This is a genomic window from Pseudomonas sp. ML2-2023-3 (assembly GCF_037055275.1).
In the GTDB taxonomy this organism is placed as follows: Bacteria; Pseudomonadota; Gammaproteobacteria; order Pseudomonadales; family Pseudomonadaceae; genus Aquipseudomonas.
Window position 1 is genome coordinate 1,515,553 of sequence record NZ_CP146343.1, and the last position, 23,445, is coordinate 1,538,997.

At 57.8% G+C, this 23,445-nt stretch carries 22 protein-coding genes and 4 tRNA genes; 13 read left to right on the forward strand and 13 right to left on the reverse strand.

The window, feature by feature from the left end; all coding sequences use genetic code 11:
• Window positions 1-82: 82 nt before the first annotated feature.
• The 5 genes from clpB (at window position 83) to V6P94_RS07010 (ending at window position 3,370) form a co-directional block, all read left to right on the forward strand.
• Entirely contained in the window at window positions 83-2,650 is a 2,568-nt protein-coding gene (gene clpB, locus V6P94_RS06990) for an ATP-dependent chaperone ClpB (RefSeq protein ID WP_133078580.1), read from the forward strand.
• A 307-nt stretch (window positions 2,651-2,957) separates the two neighbouring features.
• Window positions 2,958-3,033 (forward strand) — tRNA-Asn (locus V6P94_RS06995).
• Between the two features lie 9 nt (window positions 3,034-3,042).
• A tRNA-Pro gene (locus V6P94_RS07000) sits at window positions 3,043-3,119 on the forward strand.
• A 5-nt stretch (window positions 3,120-3,124) separates the two neighbouring features.
• Window positions 3,125-3,200, forward strand: a tRNA-Lys gene (locus V6P94_RS07005).
• Between the two features lie 93 nt (window positions 3,201-3,293).
• Window positions 3,294-3,370: transfer RNA gene (locus V6P94_RS07010), tRNA-Pro, on the forward strand.
• Window positions 3,371-3,484: 114 nt separating this feature from the next.
• Here V6P94_RS07010 and V6P94_RS07015 read toward each other — a convergent pair.
• Together V6P94_RS07015 and glsA are read right to left on the reverse strand one after the other, a co-directional pair.
• Window positions 3,485-5,059, reverse strand: coding sequence for an amino acid permease (locus V6P94_RS07015; RefSeq protein ID WP_133078579.1), 1,575 nt, complete (start codon window positions 5,057-5,059; stop codon window positions 3,485-3,487).
• A gap of 24 nt (window positions 5,060-5,083) precedes the next feature.
• Window positions 5,084-6,028: a glutaminase A gene (gene glsA, locus V6P94_RS07020; protein ID WP_133078578.1), complete on the reverse strand. Its 945-nt coding sequence runs from the start codon at window positions 6,026-6,028 to the stop codon at window positions 5,084-5,086.
• 171 nt (window positions 6,029-6,199) lie between these two features.
• Between glsA and V6P94_RS07025 the strand changes: the two genes are divergently transcribed.
• Window positions 6,200-7,597, forward strand: coding sequence for a glutamate decarboxylase (locus V6P94_RS07025; protein ID WP_133078577.1), 1,398 nt, complete (start codon window positions 6,200-6,202; stop codon window positions 7,595-7,597).
• 111 nt (window positions 7,598-7,708) lie between these two features.
• Here V6P94_RS07025 and V6P94_RS07030 read toward each other — a convergent pair whose 3' ends face one another.
• From V6P94_RS07030 to V6P94_RS07045, 4 genes are all read right to left on the reverse strand, one after another.
• The gene (locus tag V6P94_RS07030) at window positions 7,709-9,010 is read right to left on the reverse strand and encodes an NAD(P)/FAD-dependent oxidoreductase (RefSeq protein ID WP_133078576.1); all 1,302 of its coding nucleotides are present in this window, start codon (window positions 9,008-9,010) and stop codon (window positions 7,709-7,711) included.
• 66 nt (window positions 9,011-9,076) lie between these two features.
• Window positions 9,077-9,250 carry a DUF3094 family protein gene (locus V6P94_RS07035; protein WP_338649150.1) on the reverse strand — a complete coding sequence of 58 codons (174 nt, stop codon included), beginning with the start codon at window positions 9,248-9,250 and terminating at the stop codon, window positions 9,077-9,079.
• Between the two features lie 54 nt (window positions 9,251-9,304).
• Window positions 9,305-9,832, reverse strand: a complete 528-nt coding sequence (locus V6P94_RS07040; RefSeq protein WP_338649151.1) for an MOSC domain-containing protein — start codon at window positions 9,830-9,832, stop codon at window positions 9,305-9,307.
• Window positions 9,829-10,458 carry a DUF1780 domain-containing protein gene (locus tag V6P94_RS07045; RefSeq protein WP_133078573.1) on the reverse strand — a complete coding sequence of 210 codons (630 nt, stop codon included), beginning with the start codon at window positions 10,456-10,458 and terminating at the stop codon, window positions 9,829-9,831. Before V6P94_RS07045 ends, V6P94_RS07040 begins: the two co-directional genes overlap by 4 nt.
• A 109-nt stretch (window positions 10,459-10,567) precedes the next feature.
• Between V6P94_RS07045 and V6P94_RS07050 the strand changes: the two genes are divergently transcribed.
• A complete protein-coding gene (locus V6P94_RS07050; RefSeq protein WP_338649152.1) occupies window positions 10,568-11,254 on the forward strand; it encodes an energy-coupling factor ABC transporter permease in 687 nt (228 codons plus the stop codon).
• A gap of 102 nt (window positions 11,255-11,356) precedes the next feature.
• On the opposite strand, the gene yacG is transcribed toward V6P94_RS07050, so the two are convergent.
• The 4 genes from yacG to V6P94_RS07070 are packed head-to-tail and all read right to left on the reverse strand — an operon-like array spanning window position 11,357 to window position 14,262.
• Entirely contained in the window at window positions 11,357-11,560 is a 204-nt protein-coding gene (gene yacG, locus V6P94_RS07055; protein ID WP_016779444.1) for a DNA gyrase inhibitor YacG, read from the reverse strand.
• A complete protein-coding gene (coaE, locus tag V6P94_RS07060; protein WP_326398515.1) occupies window positions 11,557-12,177 on the reverse strand; it encodes a dephospho-CoA kinase in 621 nt (206 codons plus the stop codon). Before coaE ends, yacG begins: the two co-directional genes overlap by 4 nt.
• A 4-nt stretch (window positions 12,178-12,181) precedes the next feature.
• Window positions 12,182-13,042, reverse strand: coding sequence for an A24 family peptidase (locus tag V6P94_RS07065; protein ID WP_338649153.1), 861 nt, complete (start codon window positions 13,040-13,042; stop codon window positions 12,182-12,184).
• A gap of 2 nt (window positions 13,043-13,044) precedes the next feature.
• Window positions 13,045-14,262 (reverse strand): type II secretion system F family protein, encoded by a 1,218-nt coding sequence (locus V6P94_RS07070; RefSeq protein ID WP_338649155.1) that lies wholly within the window; start codon window positions 14,260-14,262, stop codon window positions 13,045-13,047.
• Window positions 14,263-14,474: 212 nt separating this feature from the next.
• Between V6P94_RS07070 and V6P94_RS07075 the strand changes: the two genes are divergently transcribed.
• From V6P94_RS07075 to V6P94_RS07085, 3 genes are all read left to right on the forward strand, one after another.
• Window positions 14,475-14,882 carry a prepilin-type N-terminal cleavage/methylation domain-containing protein gene (locus V6P94_RS07075; protein WP_133078568.1) on the forward strand — a complete coding sequence of 136 codons (408 nt, stop codon included), beginning with the start codon at window positions 14,475-14,477 and terminating at the stop codon, window positions 14,880-14,882.
• A gap of 177 nt (window positions 14,883-15,059) precedes the next feature.
• Complete coding sequence (locus V6P94_RS07080) at window positions 15,060-16,550, forward strand: AlkA N-terminal domain-containing protein (RefSeq protein ID WP_338649157.1); 1,491 nt, start codon at window positions 15,060-15,062, stop codon at window positions 16,548-16,550.
• A gap of 2 nt (window positions 16,551-16,552) precedes the next feature.
• On the forward strand, window positions 16,553-17,050 hold the full coding sequence (locus V6P94_RS07085) for a methylated-DNA--[protein]-cysteine S-methyltransferase (RefSeq protein ID WP_338649158.1): 498 nt from the start codon (window positions 16,553-16,555) through the stop codon (window positions 17,048-17,050).
• Between the two features lie 33 nt (window positions 17,051-17,083).
• On the opposite strand, the gene nadC is transcribed toward V6P94_RS07085, so the two are convergent.
• Window positions 17,084-17,932, reverse strand: coding sequence for a carboxylating nicotinate-nucleotide diphosphorylase (gene nadC, locus V6P94_RS07090; RefSeq protein WP_133078565.1), 849 nt, complete (start codon window positions 17,930-17,932; stop codon window positions 17,084-17,086).
• A 400-nt stretch (window positions 17,933-18,332) separates the two neighbouring features.
• Between nadC and V6P94_RS07095 the strand changes: the two genes are divergently transcribed.
• From V6P94_RS07095 to ampE, 3 genes are all read left to right on the forward strand, one after another.
• A complete protein-coding gene (locus V6P94_RS07095) occupies window positions 18,333-19,772 on the forward strand; it encodes a DUF1631 family protein (protein ID WP_405046738.1) in 1,440 nt (479 codons plus the stop codon).
• Between the two features lie 83 nt (window positions 19,773-19,855).
• Window positions 19,856-20,419 (forward strand): 1,6-anhydro-N-acetylmuramyl-L-alanine amidase AmpD, encoded by a 564-nt coding sequence (gene ampD / locus V6P94_RS07100; RefSeq protein ID WP_338649160.1) that lies wholly within the window; start codon window positions 19,856-19,858, stop codon window positions 20,417-20,419.
• Window positions 20,416-21,252, forward strand: coding sequence for a regulatory signaling modulator protein AmpE (gene ampE / locus V6P94_RS07105; protein ID WP_338649161.1), 837 nt, complete (start codon window positions 20,416-20,418; stop codon window positions 21,250-21,252). Before ampD ends, ampE begins: the two co-directional genes overlap by 4 nt.
• A gap of 124 nt (window positions 21,253-21,376) precedes the next feature.
• On the opposite strand, the gene V6P94_RS07110 is transcribed toward ampE, so the two are convergent.
• The gene (locus V6P94_RS07110; protein ID WP_338649162.1) at window positions 21,377-22,159 is read right to left on the reverse strand and encodes a TatD family hydrolase; all 783 of its coding nucleotides are present in this window, start codon (window positions 22,157-22,159) and stop codon (window positions 21,377-21,379) included.
• 2 nt (window positions 22,160-22,161) lie between these two features.
• On the reverse strand, window positions 22,162-23,157 hold the full coding sequence (gene cra, locus V6P94_RS07115; protein WP_326398508.1) for a catabolite repressor/activator: 996 nt from the start codon (window positions 23,155-23,157) through the stop codon (window positions 22,162-22,164).
• Window positions 23,158-23,445 lie beyond the last annotated feature (288 nt).

A 23,445-nucleotide genomic window follows, 5' to 3' on the forward strand; every position in this document is an offset into this window, starting at 1 on the left:
GCCCGCATCTACTATGGTATCTGGCAGGTTTCTTCATTCAGGAGTTTCCATCCCTCCGGCCTGCTCATAAGGAAGGTGACGAATGCGTATAGATAGATTAACTAGCAAGTTGCAGTTGGCCTTGTCCGATGCTCAATCCTTGGCCGTTGGCCTTGATCATCCGGCCATAGAGCCTGCGCACTTGATGCAGGCATTGCTGGAACAGCAGGGCGGCTCGATCAAGCCATTGCTGATGCAAGTCGGTTTTGATGTAAACAGCCTGCGCAAAGAGCTGACTAAAGAGCTCGATCAGCTGCCAAAAATCCAGAACCCTACTGGCGACGTGAATATGTCGCAGGATCTGGCGCGTCTGTTGAATCAGGCTGACCGTCTGGCGCAACAAAAAGGCGATCAGTACATCACCAGTGAAATGGTGTTGCTGGCTGCGATGGACGACAACAGCAAGCTGGGCAAATTGTTGCTGGGTCAGGGCGTGACCAAGAAGGCCCTGGAAAACGCCATCAACAACCTGCGTGGCGGCGAAGCGGTCAATGACCCGAACGTTGAAGAGTCGCGTCAGGCACTGGACAAGTACACCGTCGACCTGACCAAGCGTGCTGAAGACGGCAAGCTCGACCCGGTCATCGGCCGTGACGATGAAATTCGTCGCACCATTCAGGTCCTGCAGCGCCGTACCAAAAATAACCCGGTACTGATCGGTGAGCCTGGTGTAGGTAAAACCGCGATTGCCGAAGGGCTGGCACAACGCATCATTAACGGCGAAGTGCCTGATGGCCTCAAAGGCAAACGCCTGCTGTCCCTGGATATCGGTGCGCTGATTGCCGGTGCCAAGTTCCGCGGTGAGTTCGAGGAGCGCCTCAAAGCGGTGCTGAACGAGCTGTCCAAACAGGAAGGCCAGGTCATTCTGTTTATTGACGAGCTGCACGTGATGGTCGGTGCCGGCAAGGGCGAGGGTGCAATGGACGCGGGCAACATGCTCAAGCCTGCGTTGGCCCGTGGTGAGTTGCACTGTGTAGGTGCCACCACGCTCAACGAGTACCGTCAATACATCGAGAAGGACGCAGCGCTTGAGCGTCGCTTCCAGAAAGTACTGGTGGACGAACCGAGCGAAGAAGACACCATTGCGATCCTGCGTGGCCTGAAAGAGCGTTATGAGGTTCACCACAAAGTGGCGATTACCGACGGCGCAATCATTGCCGCGGTCAAGCTCAGCCATCGCTACATCACGGATCGTCAGTTGCCTGACAAGGCCATTGACCTGATGGATGAGGCGGCCAGCCGTATCCGCATGGAGATCGACTCCAAGCCTGAGGTACTGGACCGTCTGGAGCGTCGCTTGATTCAGCTCAAGGTTGAAGCTCAGGCGCTGAAGAAAGAAGAAGACGAGGCGGCCAAAAAACGCCTCGAGAAATTGCAGGAAGAAATCGAGCGTCACGAGCGCGAGTATTCGGACCTGGAAGAAATCTGGACCTCGGAAAAAGCCGAAGTGCAGGGCTCTGCCCAGATCCAGCAGAAAATCGAGCAAGCGCGCCAGGAGCTTGAAGTGGCACGGCGCAGCGGCAACCTCAACCGCATGGCTGAGTTGCAGTACGGGATCATTCCCGATCTGGAGCGCAGTCTGCAGATGGTCGACGAGCACAGCAGCAAAACTGAAAACCAGTTGCTGCGCAGCAAAGTGACCGAAGAGGAAATCGCTGAAGTGGTCTCGAAGTGGACGGGTATCCCTGTCTCCAAGATGCTCGAAGGCGAACGCGACAAGCTGATGAAGATGGAAAGCTTGCTGCATGAACGTGTGATTGGTCAGGACGAGGCCGTTGTGGCGGTGTCCAACGCGGTACGCCGTTCCCGTGCAGGCTTGAGTGACCCGAACCGCCCAAGCGGCTCGTTCATGTTCCTTGGCCCGACCGGTGTGGGTAAAACCGAGTTGTGCAAGGCGCTGGCCGAGTTCCTCTTTGATACAGAAGAGGCAATGGTGCGGATCGACATGTCGGAGTTCATGGAGAAACATTCCGTGGCTCGACTGATTGGTGCACCACCAGGCTATGTGGGTTACGAAGAAGGCGGTTACTTGACCGAAGCCGTACGGCGCAAGCCTTACTCGGTGATCCTGCTGGACGAAGTCGAGAAGGCTCATCCGGACGTGTTCAACGTGTTGCTGCAAGTGCTTGAAGACGGTCGTCTGACTGACAGTCATGGTCGCACCGTAGACTTCCGCAATACGGTGATCGTGATGACTTCCAACCTGGGCTCTGCACAGATCCAGGAACTGGTAGGCGATCGCGAAGCACAACGTGCTGCGGTGATGGATGCGGTAAGTACCCACTTCCGTCCTGAGTTTGTAAACCGGATCGACGAAGTGGTGATCTTCGAGCCTCTGGCTCGTGATCAGATTGCCGGCATCGCTGATATCCAGTTGGGTCGTCTGCGTGGTCGTCTGGCCGAGCGCGACCTGAGCCTTGAGTTGAATCAGGAGGCTCTGGATAAGCTGATTGCGGTAGGTTACGACCCTGTGTATGGCGCACGCCCTCTGAAACGTGCAATCCAGCGCTGGATCGAGAACCCTCTGGCACAGCTGATTCTTTCGGGTCAGTTCTTGCCGGGCACTACTGTGACAGCCAGCGTGAAGGACGACGAAATCGTCTTCGTATAAGGCTTGAAAGCAGTACTTTAAGGGAGGCCTCGCATTGCGAGGCCTTTTTTTACTTAGGGTGTTGATCTGTAAGGAAAACGCTTGTAAGATGCGCCCCGCAGTAAGTCACCCGCAACGGCAACTTGGCCCAAACCAGGAAGCCCGCTAGAAGAGCTAAGTAATTGTCTTCTAACGAAAAATAAGGGTTGACAAGGGTTTTAAAGCTTGTAGAATAGCCGACCTCAGAGACGCCAACGCAGAGATGCGAAGAACTCGAAGAGTGTTGCAAAGCAGTACGGCAACAACGTTGTAGATTGAAATATGTAGTTCCGCGATAGCTCAGTTGGTAGAGCAAATGACTGTTAATCATTGGGTCCCTGGTTCGAGTCCAGGTCGTGGAGCCATTTTCAAGCCGGGGTATAGCGCAGTCCGGTAGCGCGCCTGCTTTGGGAGCAGGATGTCAGGAGTTCGAATCCCCTTACCCCGACCATTTTTGGGTCGTTAGCTCAGTTGGTAGAGCAGTTGGCTTTTAACCAATTGGTCGTAGGTTCGAATCCCACACGACCCACCATTTTTGGCTCCAGTTCACTGGGGCTAGATCTTAAGATCAGAGGCCAAAAGCACTGATCGCAGAAGGCGACTCTAGAAGGTGCCTTTTTTTTACCGGGGTATAGCGCAGTCCGGTAGCGCGCCTGCTTTGGGAGCAGGATGTCAGGAGTTCGAATCCCCTTACCCCGACCATTTTCTGCCCAGCAGTAATGGGTGTAGAAAATAAGGTACTGATGCCAATCGCATCAGCGACCATAAAAAAAGCGTCCTTCGGGACGCTTTTTTTATGCCTGTAGAAAACCTTCCTCAGGTTGCAGGTGCTGCGGATGCAGGAGGCGTGCTTGCACTTGCGCTTGCGGTAGCAGCCTTATTGTCCGCGTCCTGAAGATCCTGCAAGGCTGCAGAATATTGATCAGATTCGGCCTTGGGCACCATCTGCCATGACGGTTTGCGCAACGCATAGAAGATAAACGGCGGCACCCCGGCCACGACCAGTCCGAGCAACAGAATCCCCGCATACTCGAAAAACGGCATGCTGCTGAAATTATTGGGCGGAATAAAGCCGAAAATCAGCGCCACGCAGGTCGAGAACAGCCCCAGGAAACACCAGCCATGCAGCCCCTTGAGCACATAGCCACGTTTTACGTTGGGCTGTGTCTTGCGCAGTTTCATGGCCGCCATAAACATAAATACGTAAATGATCAGGTACATCAGCGCCGCCATCGCACTGATCATCCAGAACGCATCCGATACGTTGTCGAGAAAGATATAGATAGTCGAGAGCAGCGTGACGATAACGGCCTGCAGGTACAGGATGTTTTTCTGCACGCCCTTGCTGTTCACTTTCTGCATCACGGGTGGAAGCATCCCGGCCTTGCCCACGAACAGCAGGCCGGTGGACGGTCCGGCAGTCCAGGCCAGGACCCCGCCCAGTGCTCCGATAATCAGCAAGATAGCCATGATCGGTGTTGCCCACGGCATGTTGAAGCCCGCAAAGAAGGCGGCATAAGCCTGGATAACACCTGCCGTGAGGCTGGTCGAGTCAGCAGGAACCACCAGTGAAATCGCCACGGTCGGTGGGATAAACACCAGCAAGATCATAAAGAAGGCCAAAAGAATCGCCCGAGGCATTTCTTTTTGCGGGTTACGCAACTCGCGGGCGTGAATGGCGTTCATTTCGATACCCGCAAACGCCAGGAAGTTACTCACAATCAGAACCAGGCCAGTGATGGCGCCGGTAAATTCTCGCCATAAATCCGGGTGCAGATTGTGTGAGCCGGTTCTGACCGTGGAATGTGTATCGAAAATGGCCGGAATCAACGCATCCCAGGTGAGCGGCGTTGCGGATTTATGCCCCAGTACCAGCCAGGCTACGCCGAGCAGAACCAGCAATGCTGCAGGCAATGCGGTGCCCAACAACATGAACCATGACGTCAGTTTCGACAGTGTCGTCAGGCCATTGAGGGCGACAAATGTCGATAACCAATACAGGACAATAATGACGGAGGCCGTGAATACCCCGCTTTTGGCCAGTTCCGGGTTGATCAGATACGCCATGGTACTGGCGCCAAATCCAAGCACGATCGGGTACCAGACAACCACTTGGACCCACATGAACCACATGATGAAAAAGCCTGGCCGATCGCCGTAGGCTTGTCTGACCCAGCCATAAATCCCGCCGTTCCAGCCGGTTCCCAGCTCAGAAGCAACCAGCGATACGGGGATGAAAAACAGCAGTGCCGGAATGATGTAGAGAAAAACCGAGCCCAGGCCATACACGGCCATGCTGGGCAGTGAACGGATACTGGCAACCGCGGCAACCATCATGAAGCAGATGGTGAGCCATGACATGTAAGTTTTGGTTTTGCTGGCGGTAGTCATGAACGCCTTCCTCATTTTGCGTGATTAGTGCAGCAAGCTCAGGTTGAGCGTGCGGCTGAGGTATTCGGCGGCCAGCTGGCCGCGAACGCTATTGCCTGCCACATCCAGTGGCGGAGCAAAGGCTGCGATGGCGCATACGCCAGGAACCACCGCGAGAATCCCGCCACCGACCCCGCTTTTACCCGGTAGACCGACCTTGTAATACCAGTCGCCAGTGGTGTCATACAGACCATTCAAGGTCATCTCGGAGAGGATGGGTGCCACGTGTTTGGCTGCCACTACCTGTTTGCCAGTTATCGGGTTGACGCCGCCGTTGGCCAGGCTCGCGCCCATGGTCACCAGGTCATGACAGGTAATCGCTACCGAGCATTGGCGGGTGTATACGTCGCACACTTGCATGGGGTCGGCGTACATATACCCGTAGCTTTGCAGCAGCCAGGCAATGCCGCGATTGTGCTGGTTGCTGCTGGCTTCGGATTGGTAAACCTCGTCGTTTACTGTCAGTTCGCGTCCGGCAAAAGCGTTGTAGGTCGCCTGTATCTGAGCCCAGCGAGTTTGCGCAGAATCGGCCTCAATCAGGCTGACTGTGGCCATCGCGCCTGCGTTCACAAAGGGGTTGAGCGGTCGGCCCTTATGCAGTTCCAGGGCAACCACCGAGTTGAATGGCTCGCCGGTCGGGTCGCAGCCGATCTTGCTGCGCAAGGCCTGAGGCCCGACCTGATCGAGCACATGGGCGAGGGTAAATACCTTGGAAATCGACTCGATGGCGAAGGCGTAATCCGTGTCGCCTACCTCGGCATGGGTGCCATCACAGAACATGATGCTGATGCCGAACAGGTGGGAGGGCACTGAGGCCAAGTAAGGAATGTAGCTGGCATTCTTGCCGTGCTGATTACCTGAATACCGTTGCAATGCCTGCTCCAGCGCCTGTTTTACCGTGCTGTCTGCGGTCGTGGGTCTTTGCTTCATCGTGCTCGCTCCGTGAGAACTTTCAAGAAACGAAACTATAGATCGGAAAACTCACGGTGGTCGGAAATCGGACAGCAGACTCAAAATGCTTGTCTATGCTGCCTTGGCGAAGGCTGAGTCAGAGTGAATATGACTGGCCCGGTTAACGTTCATTACTCAAGGAGAGTTCTCATGGCGCTGCACCGCATCAAGCACAACTCGGGCACCGATCCCGTTTTTGGTTCTTCAGAACTGGCTCACGCCGCTGCGACCAAGGGCTTCCCGGAGGCGGAGCAGTCGCCACGAGAGGTTTATCAGTTAGTCCACGATGAGCTGTACCTGGATGGCAACGCCCGCCAGAACCTCGCCACCTTCTGCCAGACATGGGAAGAGGATGAAGTCCACAAGCTGATGGATCTGTCGATCGACAAGAACATGATCGACAAGGACGAGTACCCGCAATCGGCGGAGCTGGAAAATCGTTGCATCCATATGCTGGCGGACCTATGGCATTCCCCGGCGGCGGCCACCACCCTCGGTACTTCCACCGTGGGTTCCAGTGAGGCCTGCATGCTCAGTGGCCTGGCTGCGTTGTGGCGCTGGCGTGCGGTGCGCAAAGCGGCTGGCAAGCCTGCGTCCACGCCGAATATGGTGTGCGGTCCGGTGCAAGTCTGTTGGCACAAATTTGCCCGTTACTGGGACATAGAAATTCGTGAAGTGCCGATGTCGGAAGGGCATTGGTTCATGACGCCAGAGGACATGCTGGAGCGGGTCGATGAAAACACCATCGTGGTGGTGCCGACCTTCGGGCAAACGTTTACCGGTCTGTATGAAACCGTAAAACCGCTGTCCGATGCCCTGGACGATCTGGAAAAAAGCACCGGCCTGAGTGTCGATCTTCACGTCGATGGTGCAAGTGGCGCCATGCTGGCGCCGTTCTGCGCGCCGGATATTCTGTGGGACTTCCGTGTGCCGCGGGTCAAATCCATCAGCACCTCCGGCCACAAGTTCGGCCTGGCACCGATAGGCGCGGGCTGGGTGGTTTGGCGCGATGCCAAGGAGTTGCCTGAAGGCCTGATCTTCCACGTGAACTACCTGGGCGGCGACATGCCGACTTTCGCCCTGAACTTTTCGCGTCCAGCCGGGCAGATCATTGCCCAGTACTACAACTTCTTGCGCCTGGGGCGTGAGGGGTATGAGCGTATTCATTCGGCGTGCTACGAAACGGCGCAGTTTCTGGCGCGAGAGCTGGTCAAGATCGGGCCGTTCGAGATGCTCTTCAACGGTGATCCGCAACTGGGGATTCCGGCGCTGACCTGGCGTTTGAAGCCGGGGGCGAAAACCACCTACTCCCTGTATGACCTGGCGGATCGCCTGCGCATACGTGGCTGGCTGGTGCCCGCGTACAGCTTGCCTGCCAATGTAGAAAACGTGGTTGTGCAGCGGATTCTGGTGAAGCAGGGGATGTCGATCGACATGGCCAAACTGTTGCTGGCCGACTTTGTACGGGATATTAAATTCTTCGAAGAGCATCAGCCCCACGGCTTTAAAGGCCGTGAAGCCGAGGCAGGAAACCACGCAGGGCGCTGATTAAAGCCACACCATCAACCTGTGTGGGAGCGGGCTTGCTCGCGATTCAGGCGTCTAAAGTACCGGCGCCATCGCGGGCAAGCCCGGCTCCCACAGGGTTTAGAGTGTTTGTCAGTGCAATTTCAGGCGCGGCTCGGTGCCGCGTCCGATCCTGCTGCCCAGCATCAGCATCAAGGTCCGGAAGGTGCCGTAAAGCGCCATTTGGTGCATGCGATACAGCGAGATATAAAACATCCGCGCCAACCAGCCTTCCAGCATGACAGTACCCATCAGGCTGCCCATCAAGTTACCCACAGCCGAAAAACTCGACAGTGAAATCAACGAGCCATAATCGCGGTACTTGTAATCCGGCAGTTGCGAGGTGCCTTCAATCCGCAGTTTCAGCGACTTGGCCAGCAGCGAGGCTTGCTGGTGAGCCGCCTGGGCGCGAGGCGGAACCATTTTGTCGGTGCCCGGCTGCGGGCAGGCCGCGCAATCACCAAAGGCAAAAATATTGTCATCGCGGGTGGTTTGCAGGGTAGGGCGCACCACCAGTTGATTGATGCGGTTGGTTTCCAGGCCTGCGATTTCCTGCAAAAAGCCCGGTGCACGAATCCCGGCAGCCCATACCTTGAGGCTTGCAGGAATCACCTGGCCGTCCTTGGTAATCAGGCTTTCGGCGGTGACTTCGCTCACCGCAGAGTTGGTCAGGACGGTCACGCCGAGTTTTTCCAGGGTTTTATGCACAGGCCCGCCAATACGATCCGGCAGTGCGGGCAATACCCGTGGGCCGGCTTCGATCAGGGTGATATGCATGTTTTCAGGCTTGATGCGATCCAGGCCATAAGCCGCCAGTTCGTGTGCGGCATTGTGCAATTCGGCAGCCAGTTCAACCCCGGTCGCGCCCGCGCCGACAATGGCGACGCTGATCTGCTCGAGTACATCACCTTGCCCGGCGTGAGCGCGCAGGTAGTGATTGAGCAATTGCTGATGAAAGCGCTCGGCCTGCTTGCGGGTGTCCAGGAACAGACAATGTTCGGCCGCACCCTTGGTGCCGAAATCATTGGTAGTGCTGCCAACTGCAATCACCAGCGTGTCGTAACTCAGGTCGCGAGCAGGCACCAGCTCCTGACCGTTTTCGTCGAGGGTTGCCGACAATGAGATCTTTTTCAGCTCACGATCCAGCCCGCTCATACGGCCCAGCTGAAATTGGAAGTGATTCCATTTGGCTTGAGCGACGTAGTTGAGTTCGTCTTCAGATGAGTTCAGTGAACCGGCAGCGACTTCATGCAACAGCGGTTTCCAGATGTGGGTCAGGTTGGCATCGACCAGCGTGACGCTGGCCTTGCCGCGCTTGCCCAGAGTCTTGCCCAGGCGGGTCGCCAACTCCAGGCCGCCGGCGCCGCCGCCGACGATAACAATACGATGGGTCATGGGTATCACTCACAAGGCTTGAAAAGAATTCTGTGCCTGAACCTACCCGGGCGAGCGCAACGCAGCTCATAGCGCCAGGTAACTCAGGAGGCGGCTCAAAAGGCCCATGCCGATCACCACTATCACCACGATTGCAAGGAGCAGCCAGGGCCTGAAAGGCCGGCGCTCAACCTGATGTTGTGGCAGTTGCAGGTACTCTTCGACATGCTTCAGATCATCTGGGTTCAGGCGGCTGGGCATTTTTTTGGCCTCGTCAAATAGACGTTGCAGGAAGTGTAAAAGCTACAGCATTGATCAACCGGGATGAAAAGAAGCATAGCCGTCAGGTCCCAATGGCTCGACCCGCAGTTCGTCCTCCAGACGAATGATCCCGCTTTCAATCACCCGGGCCGTGATTCCTCCGTGGCCACGTACTGCCTGGAACGTGCCCCGACCCAGGCGCTGCTCCAGTCGCGCACACGGCTGGCACCAGCCAGTGGTTTCAAAAATGGCCTGGCCAATCTTGAAACGTCGGCCTTTGAGGCTGAACAGGTTGATTCCGCTGATCACCAGATTGCGTCGTAAATCCTGGGCCAGGACCGGATGCTCCCCGGATCGCCCCAGCAGGGAGTTGATGACGGCGATGTGCTCCCACTGAATCAGCGTCACTTGTCGGGCATTACGGGCGCCGGGCCGGGCATGATCGCCAGTCAGTCCGGCTTCGCGACGGGCTTCTACGGCGTCCAGCTCAAGCATGTCGGCGCGTGACTCGGGACGCACCCCGATCCAGCGCACTCGACCGGTTTGCGGGACGTCAGCAATCAGCTCCTGCAGAGGGCTCACAGGCTGATACCGACATCGAAAATAATGCTGCGCCCCAGGTTGTTGCGTAGAAAGTCCGGCGCATCCGGTTGTGCAAACAGTACGCGGGCAAAGGTCGGCCCTACCAGTGACAGCGACCGCCAGCCCTGGCGCAAATATTCAGTCGGAGGCGGGAAGTGGCTGTTGAGGTCCAGGACTTCGCGCTTGAGGCTGGAAAACGCAATGATGTCCAGCTGGCCCAGGTCGATATCGCGCTCTTGGTAGTTGTTGGCTTTTTTGTGCAGGGTAGGGCCCAGGCGCTGCAACAGCTTGCTCGCCGGAATCCGCTTGGGTCGCGCTTCGCGACGTACCAGCTGGCTCAGGGAGTAAGCGCTGCGGCGACGCTGGAGCTCTTCGCGCCATTCATCGTTCAGGCGCCGGCCTTCATCGAGCACAAAGAACACTTCAAAGCGCGCATCACCAAACAGCACGTCCGGGGGCTCCTGGCTCGCCTGGATGAAGTCTTCGTTGTGATAGGGAATGTTCAACCCTTGCAGCAGGCGCTGGCAAACCCAACGCTCACGCTCCCATTTGCGGGCATTGGATAAAAAGGCATTGGCTTGCTCGGCCTGGATGGTGAGCAAGCGTAGATAGTCTGAGTCGTCCATGAACGCAGCTTAGCCTTGAAACAGGTGTTACTGAAAGTCCGGGTGTAGACTCAGGCGCATTCAACAGGGAGGGTTGAGCGGTGTGTTTTGAACAGGCAGGGCAAGGCAGATGATAAGTACCCAGGTGTTATCCACGCCAACGATGGTGATCGGCTGGCTGATCTATGTTCCCGTTGTACTGTGGGCCATCTGGCGCGCGCCCTGGGTTGAGCTGTTTAGCGACACGCGTCGCCAGCACCTGTTGTTTGGCACGGTATTCGGGCTTTTTTTGCTGTGGCTGGTACGGCGCGACTTCGAAGTCGGGGTGTCGTATCACTTTATTGGCTTGACGGTGGTCACGTTGCTGCTCGACTGGCCGCTGGCGGTGGTCGGTGCGCTTCTGGCGCAAGCCGGGCTGGTGTTGTTGGGGCGTCAGGATCTGGCCGCCATGGGCGTCAATGGCGTGTTGCTGATTCTGTTGCCAATCGCCGTGACCGAAGGTTGTGCGCGCATTGTCGAGCGGGCGCAGCCGCGTAATCCCTTCGTCTATATCTTCTGCTCGGGTTTTTTTGCCGCAGCATTGGCGGCGTTGCTGTGCGTAGGGGCGGTGCTGGGGGTGTTGTGGATGGACGGGTTGTTCGTCATGCCGTTCTGGCTGGAGGACTTTGTCGGCTATCTGTGGCTGATCATCTTTCCCGAGGCGTTTATCAACGGGATGCTGGTCACGGCACTGGTGGTGTTCTGCCCTGAATGGCTTGAGACCTTCAACCGTACCCGCTACCTGGCGGCGCCGGGCAAGGATGATGGCCCCGAATAATTGCCTTGCCCTGTGGGAGCCGGTTTTGCCCGCGATGGTATCGCTGAGGTTTACCTGACAGGCCGAGTTGCCTGAATCGCGAGCAAGCCCGCTCCCACGTTTTTAGTGCAGGCGTTCGCTCAGGTCCTCTGAGAACAGATCATCTTCAGCATCCGGGCTCACCGGAATCTTGTGTTCTTCGGATGCCCAGGCACCCAGGTCAATCAGCTTGCAGCGGTCCGAGCAAAAGGGGCGGAAAGCGTTGGTGGTATCCCATTGCACGGCTGTGCCACACGTCGGGCAGTCTATGGTCATAGGTTTGGTCATGGTTGGCCTCCACGCAAAGTTAGATAAAAGTTATGCAGGCGTTCGACCTCAGTCTGCAACGCCTTCAGATCGTTGTCATTGACCAGCACATCGTCAGCGTGGCGAAGGCGATCTTCGCGACTGGCCTGAGCCTTGAGAATGGCCTGCACCTGCTGCTCGGTGGTGTTGTCGCGCAATAACGTGCGTTGTATCTGCACGGCTTGGGGCGCATCGATCACCAGCACGCGCTGGGTTGTGGTGTATTGCCCTGACTCGATGAGCAGCGGCGAGACCAAAATGGCGTAGGGCGATTGTGCCTGGGCCAGGTTGTTCGCGATCTCTTCACGAATCAGTGGGTGTAGCAGCGCCTCAAGCCAGCGGCGTTGCTCAGGGTCGGAAAAGATGAGGTTGCGTAGCGCGCCTCGATTGAGCTGCCCATCGGCTTGCAGCACCTCATCGCCAAAATGCTCTGCGATTGTGGCCAGCGCCGGGCGCCCCGGCTCGACAACCCAGCGTGCAGCATGATCGGCGTCCACCACGTGTACGCCCAGCGCGGCAAAATGTTCGGCGGCGGCACTTTTGCCGCTACCGATACCGCCGGTCAGCCCGAGAATCCAGGGTTTGGAAGGTGGAGTCATCGTGTCAAACCGAAATCTGCCAATAGAAGCCGGTTATTTGACCACCCCAGAGCAATGCAATCCAGCCAGCAATTGCCAGATACGGCGCAAAGGGGATGGGGGTCGAGGTATTGGCCCGGCGCAGGGCCAAAAGACTCAACCCCACCAGCGCCCCCAGTAGCGAGGACAACAGGATGGTCAAGGGCAGAACCGTAAACCCGCCCCAGGCGCCAAGCATGGCCAGCAACTTGAAGTCGCCATAGCCCATGCCTTCCTTGCCTGTGATCAGCTTGAATACCCAGAACACCGACCACAGGCTTGCGTAGCCCAATGCCGCGCCCCATACGGCCTGCTCCAGAGTCGTGAACGTGGAAAAACTGTTGAGCAACAACCCCAGCCAGAGCAGGGGAAGCACCAGAGAGTCGGGTACGATCTGATGGTCGAGATCAATCAGGCAAATGGCGAGCAGCCCCCACGTTAGCAGGAGCATGCAACCCGCTTGCACGTCAAAACCGTAATGCCAGGCAACAAACGCCGACAGGATCGCGCAACACAGCTCAGTCAATGGATAGCGCAGGCTGATAGCCGTTTTGCAGCTCGAGCACTTACCCCGCAACACCAGGTAGCTCAGCAGCGGAATGTTCTCCCAGGCCCGCAGTGAATGCTGGCATGCGGGGCAATGGGAGCGGGGCAACATCAAGTTATACACAGGGCCCTCGGCGGGCGCTGGCAGATCCAGCAGTTCGCGGGCCTGGGACTGCCAGTCCTGTGCAAGCATCTTTGGCAAACGCCACACCAGCACATTGATAAAACTGCCCACCAGCAACCCCAGGATCAGGGTGCAGGCGATGAACGCGTCGGGTTCAGTGGTCAAAAAATCCATCATGCTCAGATCACTCGACCCAGGTTGAAAATAGGCAGGTACATGGCGATGACCAGCCCGCCAACCATGACTCCAAGTACCACCATGATTACCGGCTCCATCAACGTTGTCAGGTTATCGACCAGGGTGTCGACTTCGCCTTCATAATAGGCGGCTACGTGGTCAAGCATGTTGTCCAGTGTGCCGGATTCTTCGCCAATGGCGGTCATCTGCACAGCCATGCCCGGAAAGACTCCGGCTGCGCTCATGGCCACATGGATCTGGCTGCCTGTCGCCACCTGTTGCCTGAGGCGCAGTACGGCCTCTTTGTACTGGCTGTTGCCAGTGGCGCTGGCAACCGAATTCAGCGCTTCAAGCAGTGGCACACCGGCAGTCAGGGTGGTCGACAGCGTGCGGGAAAACCGGGCCATTGCCGTCAAATGCAGCAAGTTGCCCATGACGGGCAGTTTTAACAGCCATACATCAACGCGCTGGCGCAATGCAATAGAGTTTTTGTAGCGATGCCGCAAGCCCGCAAGGGTAACGCCTAGAATGCCCAGCAACCACAGACCGTAGACTTGCAGCGTTTGCGAGAGGGCGATCACCCACAAGGTGAACACGGGAAGTTGTGCGTCGAATGAGTGGAACACCCCCTGAAATTGCGGGACCACTTCAATCAACAAAATGCTGCACACCGCCAACGCCACCAGCAGTACCGCGACAGGATAGGTCATGGCTTTCTTGAGTTTCTTTTTCAGCGCTTCTGTTTTTTCCTTGTGGGTGGCGACGCGACGCAGTAGCACGTCCAGGGCCCCGGCTTGCTCGCCTGCTTCAACCAGGCTGCAGAACAGAGGGTCAAAACAGGCCGGCTTTTTGCGCAGCGCAGCCGTCAGGCTGGTCCCTGCGCCGATGTCCTGCTTAAGCTCGATGACCTGCTGGCGCATTGCCCGTTGTTCAAACCCCTTGGCAATCACGTCCAGTGCCTGAAGCAGCGGGATGCCAGCGCTGATCAGGGTGGCCAGTTGGCGCGTGAACAGAGTGATATCCAGTGTTGTAATGGATTTTCCTGAAGGAGACTCCCTGTTTGCATGGCGCCGGATTTTACTAACGGTAATACCTTGGCGACTGAGACGGGCCCGGATCATGGCGTGGCTGTCGGCCGTGATTTGACCGCTGATCACAGACCCCTTCAGGTCAGAGCCCTCCCATTGGTAGCGCTTGTTCTTTATGGCCTGTGTTGCCATGCATCCATCCCTGGAACGCTGAGCGTCCTGCTGTGTTGTGAGTCCAAAGACTAGATGCGCTGAGCCTGGGCCCGACCCCTTGAGCGTGTCCAAAGGTGTCAGTGATGCAGTTGTGGAGCATCGGCCCACTAACCTTGATAGCCTGTGCGCACTTTTCTGGCTGCACAGCATTGCTACGGCGCTGATTGGCGCCACTTCTTCGGAGACTCCGCGTGAAACAACAAAAAGGCTTCACCCTGATCGAACTGATGATCGTTGTTGCGATTATTGGCCTGATCGCTTCGTTTGCATTTCCGGCTTACAACGACCACGTCATGAAGACCCGTTTTGCCGAGGTGAACGCAATCGGCAACACCTACAAGACAGCCGTTGCCCTGTGCTTCAGTCAGAGCAATGACCTGGCGGTTTGCGATGCAGGCACCAACGGGATTCCTGCCCCGGCCGAAGCCACTGACAACCTGGCGGCGGGCATGACGGTGATAGATGGCGTGATTACCATGGCCGGCACTCAGGCCGCCGGTGGTTGGGTCAGCGTGCTGGTCCCGACGTTGAGCGGTTCGGGCGCAACTCTGACCTGGACACAAAACGGCACCTGCCTGGCCAGCGGTGCCTGTCAGTAAAACGCGTTGTGTGAGCTTTCCTGCGGTGCCCATTTAACGGGCACCGCAGGTGTAGCCCGGTCAGTTTGGCGGGCATTGTGCTGTGCAATCGCGGACCAAGACCGGTTTGACCAACGGCCCACATTGACGTCCGAAAATGGCGAGAACCGGTAAAGTTGCGGTGCTATTGTGCGGCTTATGAACTCAGATAACTGCCTGTCCACGCCCAGTATCGCCGCCTGCGAAATCGCTCGCTTGAGCCGCGATGCGCGTTTTGACGGGGTGTTTTTTACGGCGGTGCTCAGTACCCGGATCTACTGCCGCCCCGTGTGCCCGGCACGAGCCCCCAAAGCGCAAAATGTGGTGTATTACCCCAGCGCCGCAGCGGCTCAAGCTCAGGGCTTTCGCCCTTGCCTGCGCTGTCGGCCGGAGCTGGCGCCGGGCAATCAGCTTTGGTTGCAGGGGGAGCATCTGGTGGCGCGAGCGCTCAAGCTCATTAATGAAGGTTATCTGGCGGATCATTCGCTGGAGGCGCTGGCGGAACGCATGAACATGGGGAGCAGGCAATTACGTCGCTTGTTTGTTCAGCACTTGGGGGCGCCACCGATGGCGGTGCATTCCACTCAGCGCCTGTTATTTGCCAAGCAATTGTTGACCGAAACCGACCTGTCGATCACCGAAGTGGCCATGGCTTCCGGCTTTGGCAGTCTGCGCCGTTTCAATGCGGCCTTTGCCGAGGCCAATCATGCCGAGCCCAGGGCCTTCAGGCGCAGCCCAAAGGCTCGTGCGGACAAGGCCCTGGTACTGCGACTGGGTTATCGCCCGCCTTATGACTTCACAGCCCTGCTGGGTTTTTTACAGAGTCGGGCCTTGCCCGGTATTGAGCGAGTCGACGGGCGCAGTTACCAGCGGGTTTTTGGCACGGCGGATGCGCCAGGCTGGCTGCGGATCAGCCCATGGCCGGGGGAGCAGCATGCGCTGCAACTGGAACTGCACAACGTGGCGCCAAGCCAGATGCTGGGCGTGGTCACCCGGATTCGACGGATGTTCGACCTGGATGCCGACCCTCTCGCCATCGCCCGCACGTTAAGCCTCAGCCCGCTGCTGGCGCCGGTTATCGAACGGTATCCGGGCCTGCGATTGCCCGGTGGCTGGGACGGATTTGAAGTGGCCGTACGGGCCGTGCTGGGGCAGCAAGTCAGTGTGGCCGCTGCGCGAACCCTTGCCAGTCGTATCGTGCAGCGCTACGGAATTGCCATTGAAGCGGGTGCCGGTTCTGGCCTGGATCGTCTGTTTCCGGGACCGCAGCAATTGGTAGATGCCGACCTTGGGCAACTGGGCATTACCCAGGCACGTATCAATACGATCAAGGGGATTGCGGGTGCGCTTATCGATGGCCGCGTCGATTTTGCGGTGGAGCAATCGTTAGAGCGCTTTATCAGCCGCTGGGTGCAACTGCCCGGCATTGGTGAATGGACCGCCCACTACATCGCCATGCGCGTGCTCAAACACCCCGATGCGTTTCCCGCTGCAGACTTGATTCTGCGCCGCGAAGCCAACCCCGGCGGCAGTGCGTTAAGTACCAGGGCGTTGCAGGCACTGGCCGAAAGCTGGCGCCCATGGCGGGCCTATTCAGTGATGTATTTATGGCGCGCAGCCACCGACTCGGCGTCTGCACGAAAGGTATGAACATGAAAACTGTGTACTACGAACAAATGCCATCACCCATTGGCCCGCTGTTTTTGGTCGCCGATGATGAAGGGCTGCGAGAAGTGCGTTTCGAACTGGAGCGCCGGCCGCATACGCCGTTGGACGGTTGGGTGCATTCGCCCGGCAAACTCGCTGAAGTCCTACGTCAATTGGAAGAGTACTTTGCGGGTGAGCGCCTGACATTCGACTTGCTGCTCAAGCCCCTGGGCACTGAGTTCCAGCAGTCGGTATGGCAAGCGCTGACCACTATTCCCTACGCGGTGACCACCAGTTACGGGCAGCTATCGCAGCAAATCGATCGGCCCAAGGCGTCTCGGGCGGTGGGGGCCGCGAATGGGCGTAATCCGATTCCGATCATCATCCCGTGCCATCGCGTGATTGGCAGCAACGGAACACTGACCGGTTTCGCCGGTGGGCTGGCGGCCAAGCAATGGCTACTGGCGCATGAGCTGAAGTGCCAGGGCTTTGCGCTGTCTTGATCAACCAGCAACAACCTGTGGAAGCAGGGCTGTTCAGAGGCTCAAGCGCATCGACAAATCCACTGCTTTGACATCCTTGGTCATGGCACCAATCGAGATGTAGTCCACGCCAGTTTCGGCAATCGGGCGCAAGGTTGTCTCGTTGATGCCGCCGCTGGCTTCCAGTTTGGCTTTACCCGCGTTCAGACGCACCGCTTCACGCATATCGTCCATGCTCAATTCGTCGAGCATGATGATGTCAGCGCCTGCTGCCAGAGCCTCCTTGAGTTCCTCCAGGCTTTCGACTTCTATCTCTACCGGCTTGCCCGGTGCGATTTTGTGCGCAGCGCTGATGGCCTGGGCAATGCCGCCGCAAGCAGCGATATGGTTTTCCTTGATCAAAAAAGCGTCGTACAGACCGATACGGTGATTGTGGCAACCGCCGCAGGTCACTGCGTATTTTTGCGCCAGACGCAGGCCCGGCAGGGTTTTTCGTGTGTCCAGCAACTTGACCTGGGTGTCGGCCACTTGATCGGCCAGGTATTGCGCGTGGGTAGCCACGCCCGACAGCAATTGCAGAAAGTTCAGTGCACTGCGTTCACCACTGAGCAGTGAGCGGGCAGGGCCTTCAAGGTGGAACAGCACTTGGTTGGGGCTCACACGCTCGCCATCGGCGACTTGCCAATGCACGGCAACTCGGGGGTCAAGCTGGCGAAAGACAGTGTCGACCCAGGCGGTACCGCTGATGACCGCTGTTTCACGGGTGATAATCGTGGCTTTGGCCAAGCGTTCGGCCGGGATCAGCCGTGCAGTGATATCGCCGCTGCCAATGTCTTCGGCTAACGCACGACGCACGTTGGCTTCGATTTCGGCAGTGAGGTCGGCCAGGCGTAAATTCGGCATAACGAGCTCCACAAACAAAGTGCGCCGATTATAGGGCCATGCCGCTGGCGAACCCAAGGTGTGCGCAGAGTCACAAGCAAATGCCTGCAATGTGCTTCTTTCGGCACTTTGAACATTAATACTCACCCTTGGTCATTCAAATGAAGAGTCCACTGGTACAAGCGCCTTCTTTTGCAAGATAATCCGCCTTTGGATTGGCGCCATAGGTTTGACGTACAGCCATTGCCTTAATTTCGATACACCGGCCAGTGCATACGCCACTGCCGGCTTCTGTTTGTGAGCGTTAAAAATGGCTCTGACCACGAGCGTTCACTGGCAAGCGAAGAGACCCTTCAGGGAGGCCAGGATGCAAAATGACGGGAAAGTGGGGCCTGTGCACAGGACCGCCACTGAGTTGGCGATGCATTCGCCACTTGCCCGCCTGCCTGTGATCCTGCTGCAGGTTCATGACAAAGCCGCTCAGCAGCTCAGGATCGAATTGCAGGCGCTGTTCGACAATGCCGATGAAACCTTGTTTGAAATGGCCGACAAGGCTCAAAGCGATACCGAGCAGAGCCTGTTTTTTGAAGCCATGCGCGATGTGCGGCTCAAGCGCAAACACATTGAGCGCGGCTTTCTTGAGCACCTGTTTGATGCCTTTGTCAGTCTGACCCAGCCCGATGTCAGCGAGCCCACGCTACAGGCTGGCGCCCCGGCCCAGGCTGCGTTCTCACTGATGGCCAATGACCTTGAGCGGGCTCAAGTGACCAGTGCAATGGTGACGCGGGTACTGAACCGCAACCAGTTGGCCCTGTGCCAGTTGAGCACTCGTCTCAATACCCTGAGTTGCATCCCCCTGGATGAGCAGAACAACCCCCTGGGCCCGGCCCGGCTGTGCGAGTACTTTTTGCAGGCCGAGCGGGATCAGGGCGTGGACATCAAGGTCAAGCTCATCATGCTGCGCCTGTTCGAGAAGTACCTGCTCAGCAGGACCGAGCATCTGTACGCCGATGCAAACCAGTTGTTGATCGCCACGGGTGTGTTACCCGATCTATCGGAAAAGACCTCGTGCTGCGCAGTGAAAGCCGGTGCCCTTGCGCAGGAATTACCCGATACCGGTGAAAATGCGAGCTACCTGGTAGGGCTGTTATTCGATTACATCCGCGATGACCGGAACCTGTCACCTGCGTTGAGAAAGCTGCTGGGACTGTTGCGCGAACCGGTGCTGCAGATCGCCCAGAGCGATCAGAACTTTTTCAGTTGTGACAGCCACCCGGCCCGTCGCTTGCTCAATGTGATCGCTGGCGCCGCCATTGGCTGTGGCGAGAGTGCCGATGACTGCAACGATCTGCTGTATCGCAAAATCGAGCACGTGGTTCTGCAACTGGTGCGGTATGCGGGCAATAACCCGGCGCTGCTTGAATCGTTGCTGCATGACTTTTTGATGTTTACCCGCGGCGAATACAGCCGCAGTGAGTTGCTTGAGCAGCGCACCCGTGATGCGGCGCAGGCTCGCAGTTGCCCCACGTTTGAACCCGAGCCGCAGACAGTGCCCTTGCCCGTTCTTGATGAGCAGGGCCACCTTGGGCTGTTGCTGGTCAGCCAGTTGCGTATCGGCACCTGGATTGAACTCCAGGATGACGACAACACCTCCCTGCGTTGCAAGCTGATTACGATCCTGGAGCCCGGCGGCACGCATATTTTTGTCAATCGCATCGGGGCCAAGGTGCTGGAAAGAAACCGCACCGATCTGATCGTCCAGCTGCGCAACGGGACTGTTTTTCCGCTCGACGACCGCTTATTGATTGACCGGGCGCTGGAGTCGGTAATAGACAGTCTGCGTCAGTCCAGCCCGGAGTAGACGGGTAGTACGCAGATTGCTCCCCATCGGCGCGCTCATCGCGGCATACTGGGCCTTTCGTTTTGCCTGTTGAAGGAGCCTGTATGCAATTGGACCCCGCGAGCGGCTGGTTTCAAGGTGTGCGCCATTGTCCGTCCCCCAACTTCAATGCGCGCCCTAGTGACGAAATCTCCCTGCTGGTTATCCACAACATCAGCTTGCCCCCCGGGCAGTTCGCCACCGGCAAGGTTCAGGAATTCTTCCAGAATCGACTGGACGTCACAGAGCATCCTTACTTTGAAGGCATTGCGGACTTGAAAGTGAGTGCGCATTTCCTGATCGAGCGAGATGGCACTGTGACCCAGTTTGTCTCCTGCCTTGATCGAGCATGGCATGCGGGGGTTTCGAGCTTTGAAGGGCGAGAGACCTGCAATGACTTTTCCCTGGGCATTGAACTTGAGGGCACCGATGAGCTGCCCTTCACGGAGGCGCAGTATCAGGCGTTGACAGCCTTGAGCCGGCAATTGCAGGCGGCTTTTCCCGATATCACCCCCCGCAGGATATGTGGTCATAGCGACGTTGCACCGGGGCGCAAGACGGATCCGGGGCCGGCTTTTGATTGGATGCGCTTTCGCAGCGCGTTGCAGCACACAGGAGAGAAACAATGAGTTTTGTGGTGTTACTGCTGGCGATTCTGGTCGAGAAGTTCTCGGGTTTGCGTCAGCGCCTGCAATGTGACGGTGGCTGGCTGCGCGAGTTGCACAAGCTTGAAGCCAGCCCCAGCCTTGGCAATAAACCCTGGTGGGTGTTGTTCATCCTGATTGCATTGCCTGCAGCCGTATTGGGCCTGCTCCTGGTGGTGCTGCACCCTGTGGCTTATGGCCTGTTGGCGCTGCCGATCCACCTGCTGGTGGTGATTTACAGCCTGGGGCGCGGCGATCTGCTGGGCGGGCTCGGGCCGTTTCGCGACGCCTGGCGGCGTGGCGACTTGCAGGCGGCTGCCCATGTTGCCGAGCGTGATCTGGGCGTCAGTGCCGACAGCGGCGAGCAATTGCTGGAGAAGGTGCAGGGGCATTTGTTGTGGCAGGCCTACCAGAGCTTTTTTGCGGTGATTTTCTGGTATTTCCTGCAGGGGCCTGTGGTGGTCTTGAGCTATCGCTTGCTGGCCCTGGCGGCAGAGCACAGCCAGAATCCGGCACTGGTCGAACGTGCCGGGCAGTTGCGGCATGCCTTTGACTGGTTGCCGGTGCGGCTGCTGGCCGCGAGTTTTGCGCTGGTAGGCAACTTCGCCGCGGTCAGTCGAGTGATGCTGCATGAGCTGCTGAGTTGGGACATCAGCGCCGCGCAACTGATCAACAAGGCTGGCTGTGCCGCTGCCGAAATCCCCGCGCCACAGGCCGGACCTGAAGGTGTGGGCAGCCTCGACACCCTCTGGGCCTTGTTGCTGCGCGCGGCGGTGCTTTGGTATGCGTGTTTTGCGGTGTGGGCGTTGCTGCTGTAGAGCCGCATTTCATCGCAGTGGGAGCGGGCTTGCTCGCGATGGCATCGACGGGGTATCCCTGACCCACCGAGTTGTCTGAATCGCGAGCAAGCCCGCTCCCACAAGAAAGTACACAGGCTTGCGCTCAGTGCTTCCAGCCAAAGACTTCACAGGCATTAGCCGTAGTGGCCTCTGCTAAACGCTCCGGGCTGATGCCCATCACCTCGGCCAGTGCCTGGCAAATATCGGGCAGGTACTCCGGGCTGTTGCGCTGGTTGGGGTGCATGGCAGGCGCCATGTCGGGGGCGTCGGTTTCCAGCACCAGGGCGTCCAGCGGCAAATCGGCGATCACTTTTCGCAGGCGCAAGGCCTGCGGCCAGGTGGCCGCTCCACCCAGACCCAGTTTGAATTCCAGCTTGATATATTCGCGGGCTTCTTCGCGACTGCCTGCAAATGCATGAACAATCCCGCCGCGCTTTAGCCGCAAGCGCTTCAGTGTCGCAATCACCTGAGCATGGCTGCGCCTGACGTGGAGCAGGGCGGGCAGTTGAAAGTCGGCGGCCAATTGCAGCTGCGCTTCAAACAGCGTTTGCTGGCCGTCACGGTCGAGTTCGGGAAGAAAGTAGTCCAGGCCAATTTCCCCCACCGCACATAACTGCGGATGCCCTGCCAGGCGGCTCAGCCATTGTTCGAGCTCAATCACCTGCTCAGGACGATGATCGTTGAGGTACACCGGGTGCAAGCCAAAGGCGGCATACAGCTGGCTGTCGGTTTGCACCAGATCCCACAATCGCTGCCAATTGCTCTGATAGACCCCCAGCACCACCATTTTTTCAACACCCAACGCTCGACTGCGCGCCAGTAACTGCGGGCGGTCAGCGTCAAAGTCCGGGAAGTCGAGGTGGGTGTGGGTATCGATCAACTGCATGCTCAGGCCTGATGGATGCGCTGTTTGAAATTACGTGCGATCGCATGAATACCGGGCACGTAGTTCTGCTCTTCAATGGCTGCCAGCGCCAGGTTCAGGGCTGTTTCGGCGATCAGTTTGTGTTGCTGGCCCATGGCATTGACGGGCAGCGGCAGGAAGTCCAGCAACTGTGTGTCGCCAAAGGTGGCCAGGCGCAAGGGCGGGCGCTGGGTCGGGTGCTCCAGCAATGCGTCGAACATCCCCTGCAACAGCACGTATGAGGTCGTGATCAGCGCATCCGGGAAGTGCCCCTGACGCGCCAGCAATTCATCGATGATCCGGCGTCCACATTCGCGGCTGAAGGCCGCGCCGTGTTCAATCAGGACTTCGCCTTCAAACCCTTCGACAGCCTGCTTGAACCCGGCCTCACGGGCCTGACTGACGCTCAGTTCAGGACGGGCGCCGATCAATACAATCTGCCGGGGCAATGGCTGCAACAGGCTGCGGGTCAATTGCAGGCTGGCTTCGCAGTCATCACTGATAACCGAACAAAAACGCTCCGGCTCCATCGTCCGGTCAATGGCAATGATCGGCATGCCCAGGTCTTGCAACTGGCGGTAGCTGTCATCTTCTTCGGGCAAGCAACTGGCCACGAACAGGGCGTCGCAACGGCGGGCACGAAACAGCTTGAGCAACTGGCGCTCACTTTCCGGGGCATCGTCGGAGCTGGCGATCAGCAACTGATAGCCCCGGGCACGGGCGCCTTGTTCGAGTTGCTTGGCCAGGCGGGCATAACTCGGGTTTTCAAGGTCCGGGAGGATAAACCCCAAGGTGCGCGTGTGCCGGCTACGCAGTCCGGCCGCTTGCGGGTTGGGGGTAAAGCCGTGTTCCTCGACCACAGCGCGTACGCGCTCGACCGTGCTGCTGCTGATGCGCTGCTGCTCGGCTTTTCCATTGATGACATAGCTGGCCGTGGTTACGGAAACACCTGCCAATTGAGCGATATCACTGAGCTTCACGCCGAAAATTCCTTATTTTTTGTAGTACATGTCGACATTTTGGCCAATCCTAACCGATAAAGGCAGCCGACCATCGTCTGCCCTTTGCGTCCTGCCTTTTTTGCAACATCCGCGGCGAGCACTCATCAATACGACAAGTTGGACTTCAAGCGCGAGCAATTATGCAGTAACGTGCCGGGTATTCTTGATTAAACGTTTCAGCAGACGTATTTAAAGGTGCTTATCCCGGTAGCGATGTGCTTGCCACACATCCGCAGACACAGCCCGTGATCAGCGACCTAAGCTGAC

Excerpts from the sequence above, each read along its gene's own strand:
- V6P94_RS07110 (WP_338649162.1), bottom strand. The coding sequence starts at position 22,159 with ATGCAGTTGATCGATACCCACACCCACCTCGACTTCCCGGACTTTGAC.
- clpB (WP_133078580.1), top strand. The coding sequence starts at position 83 with ATGCGTATAGATAGATTAACTAGCAAGTTGCAGTTGGCCTTGTCCGAT.
- V6P94_RS07070 (WP_338649155.1), bottom strand. The coding sequence starts at position 14,262 with ATGGCAACACAGGCCATAAAGAACAAGCGCTACCAATGGGAGGGCTCT.
- glsA (WP_133078578.1), bottom strand. The coding sequence starts at position 6,028 with ATGAAGCAAAGACCCACGACCGCAGACAGCACGGTAAAACAGGCGCTG.
- V6P94_RS07030 (WP_133078576.1), bottom strand. The coding sequence starts at position 9,010 with ATGACCCATCGTATTGTTATCGTCGGCGGCGGCGCCGGCGGCCTGGAG.
- ampD (WP_338649160.1), top strand. The coding sequence starts at position 19,856 with ATGCAATTGGACCCCGCGAGCGGCTGGTTTCAAGGTGTGCGCCATTGT.
- V6P94_RS07050 (WP_338649152.1), top strand. The coding sequence starts at position 10,568 with ATGATAAGTACCCAGGTGTTATCCACGCCAACGATGGTGATCGGCTGG.
- V6P94_RS07015 (WP_133078579.1), bottom strand. The coding sequence starts at position 5,059 with ATGACTACCGCCAGCAAAACCAAAACTTACATGTCATGGCTCACCATC.
- ampE (WP_338649161.1), top strand. The coding sequence starts at position 20,416 with ATGAGTTTTGTGGTGTTACTGCTGGCGATTCTGGTCGAGAAGTTCTCG.
- nadC (WP_133078565.1), bottom strand. The coding sequence starts at position 17,932 with ATGCCGAATTTACGCCTGGCCGACCTCACTGCCGAAATCGAAGCCAAC.
- V6P94_RS07025 (WP_133078577.1), top strand. The coding sequence starts at position 6,200 with ATGGCGCTGCACCGCATCAAGCACAACTCGGGCACCGATCCCGTTTTT.
- V6P94_RS07035 (WP_338649150.1), bottom strand. The coding sequence starts at position 9,250 with ATGCCCAGCCGCCTGAACCCAGATGATCTGAAGCATGTCGAAGAGTAC.
- V6P94_RS07085 (WP_338649158.1), top strand. The coding sequence starts at position 16,553 with ATGAAAACTGTGTACTACGAACAAATGCCATCACCCATTGGCCCGCTG.
- coaE (WP_326398515.1), bottom strand. The coding sequence starts at position 12,177 with ATGACTCCACCTTCCAAACCCTGGATTCTCGGGCTGACCGGCGGTATC.
- V6P94_RS07045 (WP_133078573.1), bottom strand. The coding sequence starts at position 10,458 with ATGGACGACTCAGACTATCTACGCTTGCTCACCATCCAGGCCGAGCAA.
- V6P94_RS07095 (WP_405046738.1), top strand. The coding sequence starts at position 18,333 with ATGCATTCGCCACTTGCCCGCCTGCCTGTGATCCTGCTGCAGGTTCAT.
- yacG (WP_016779444.1), bottom strand. The coding sequence starts at position 11,560 with ATGACCAAACCTATGACCATAGACTGCCCGACGTGTGGCACAGCCGTG.
- V6P94_RS07080 (WP_338649157.1), top strand. The coding sequence starts at position 15,060 with ATGAACTCAGATAACTGCCTGTCCACGCCCAGTATCGCCGCCTGCGAA.
- V6P94_RS07065 (WP_338649153.1), bottom strand. The coding sequence starts at position 13,042 with ATGATGGATTTTTTGACCACTGAACCCGACGCGTTCATCGCCTGCACC.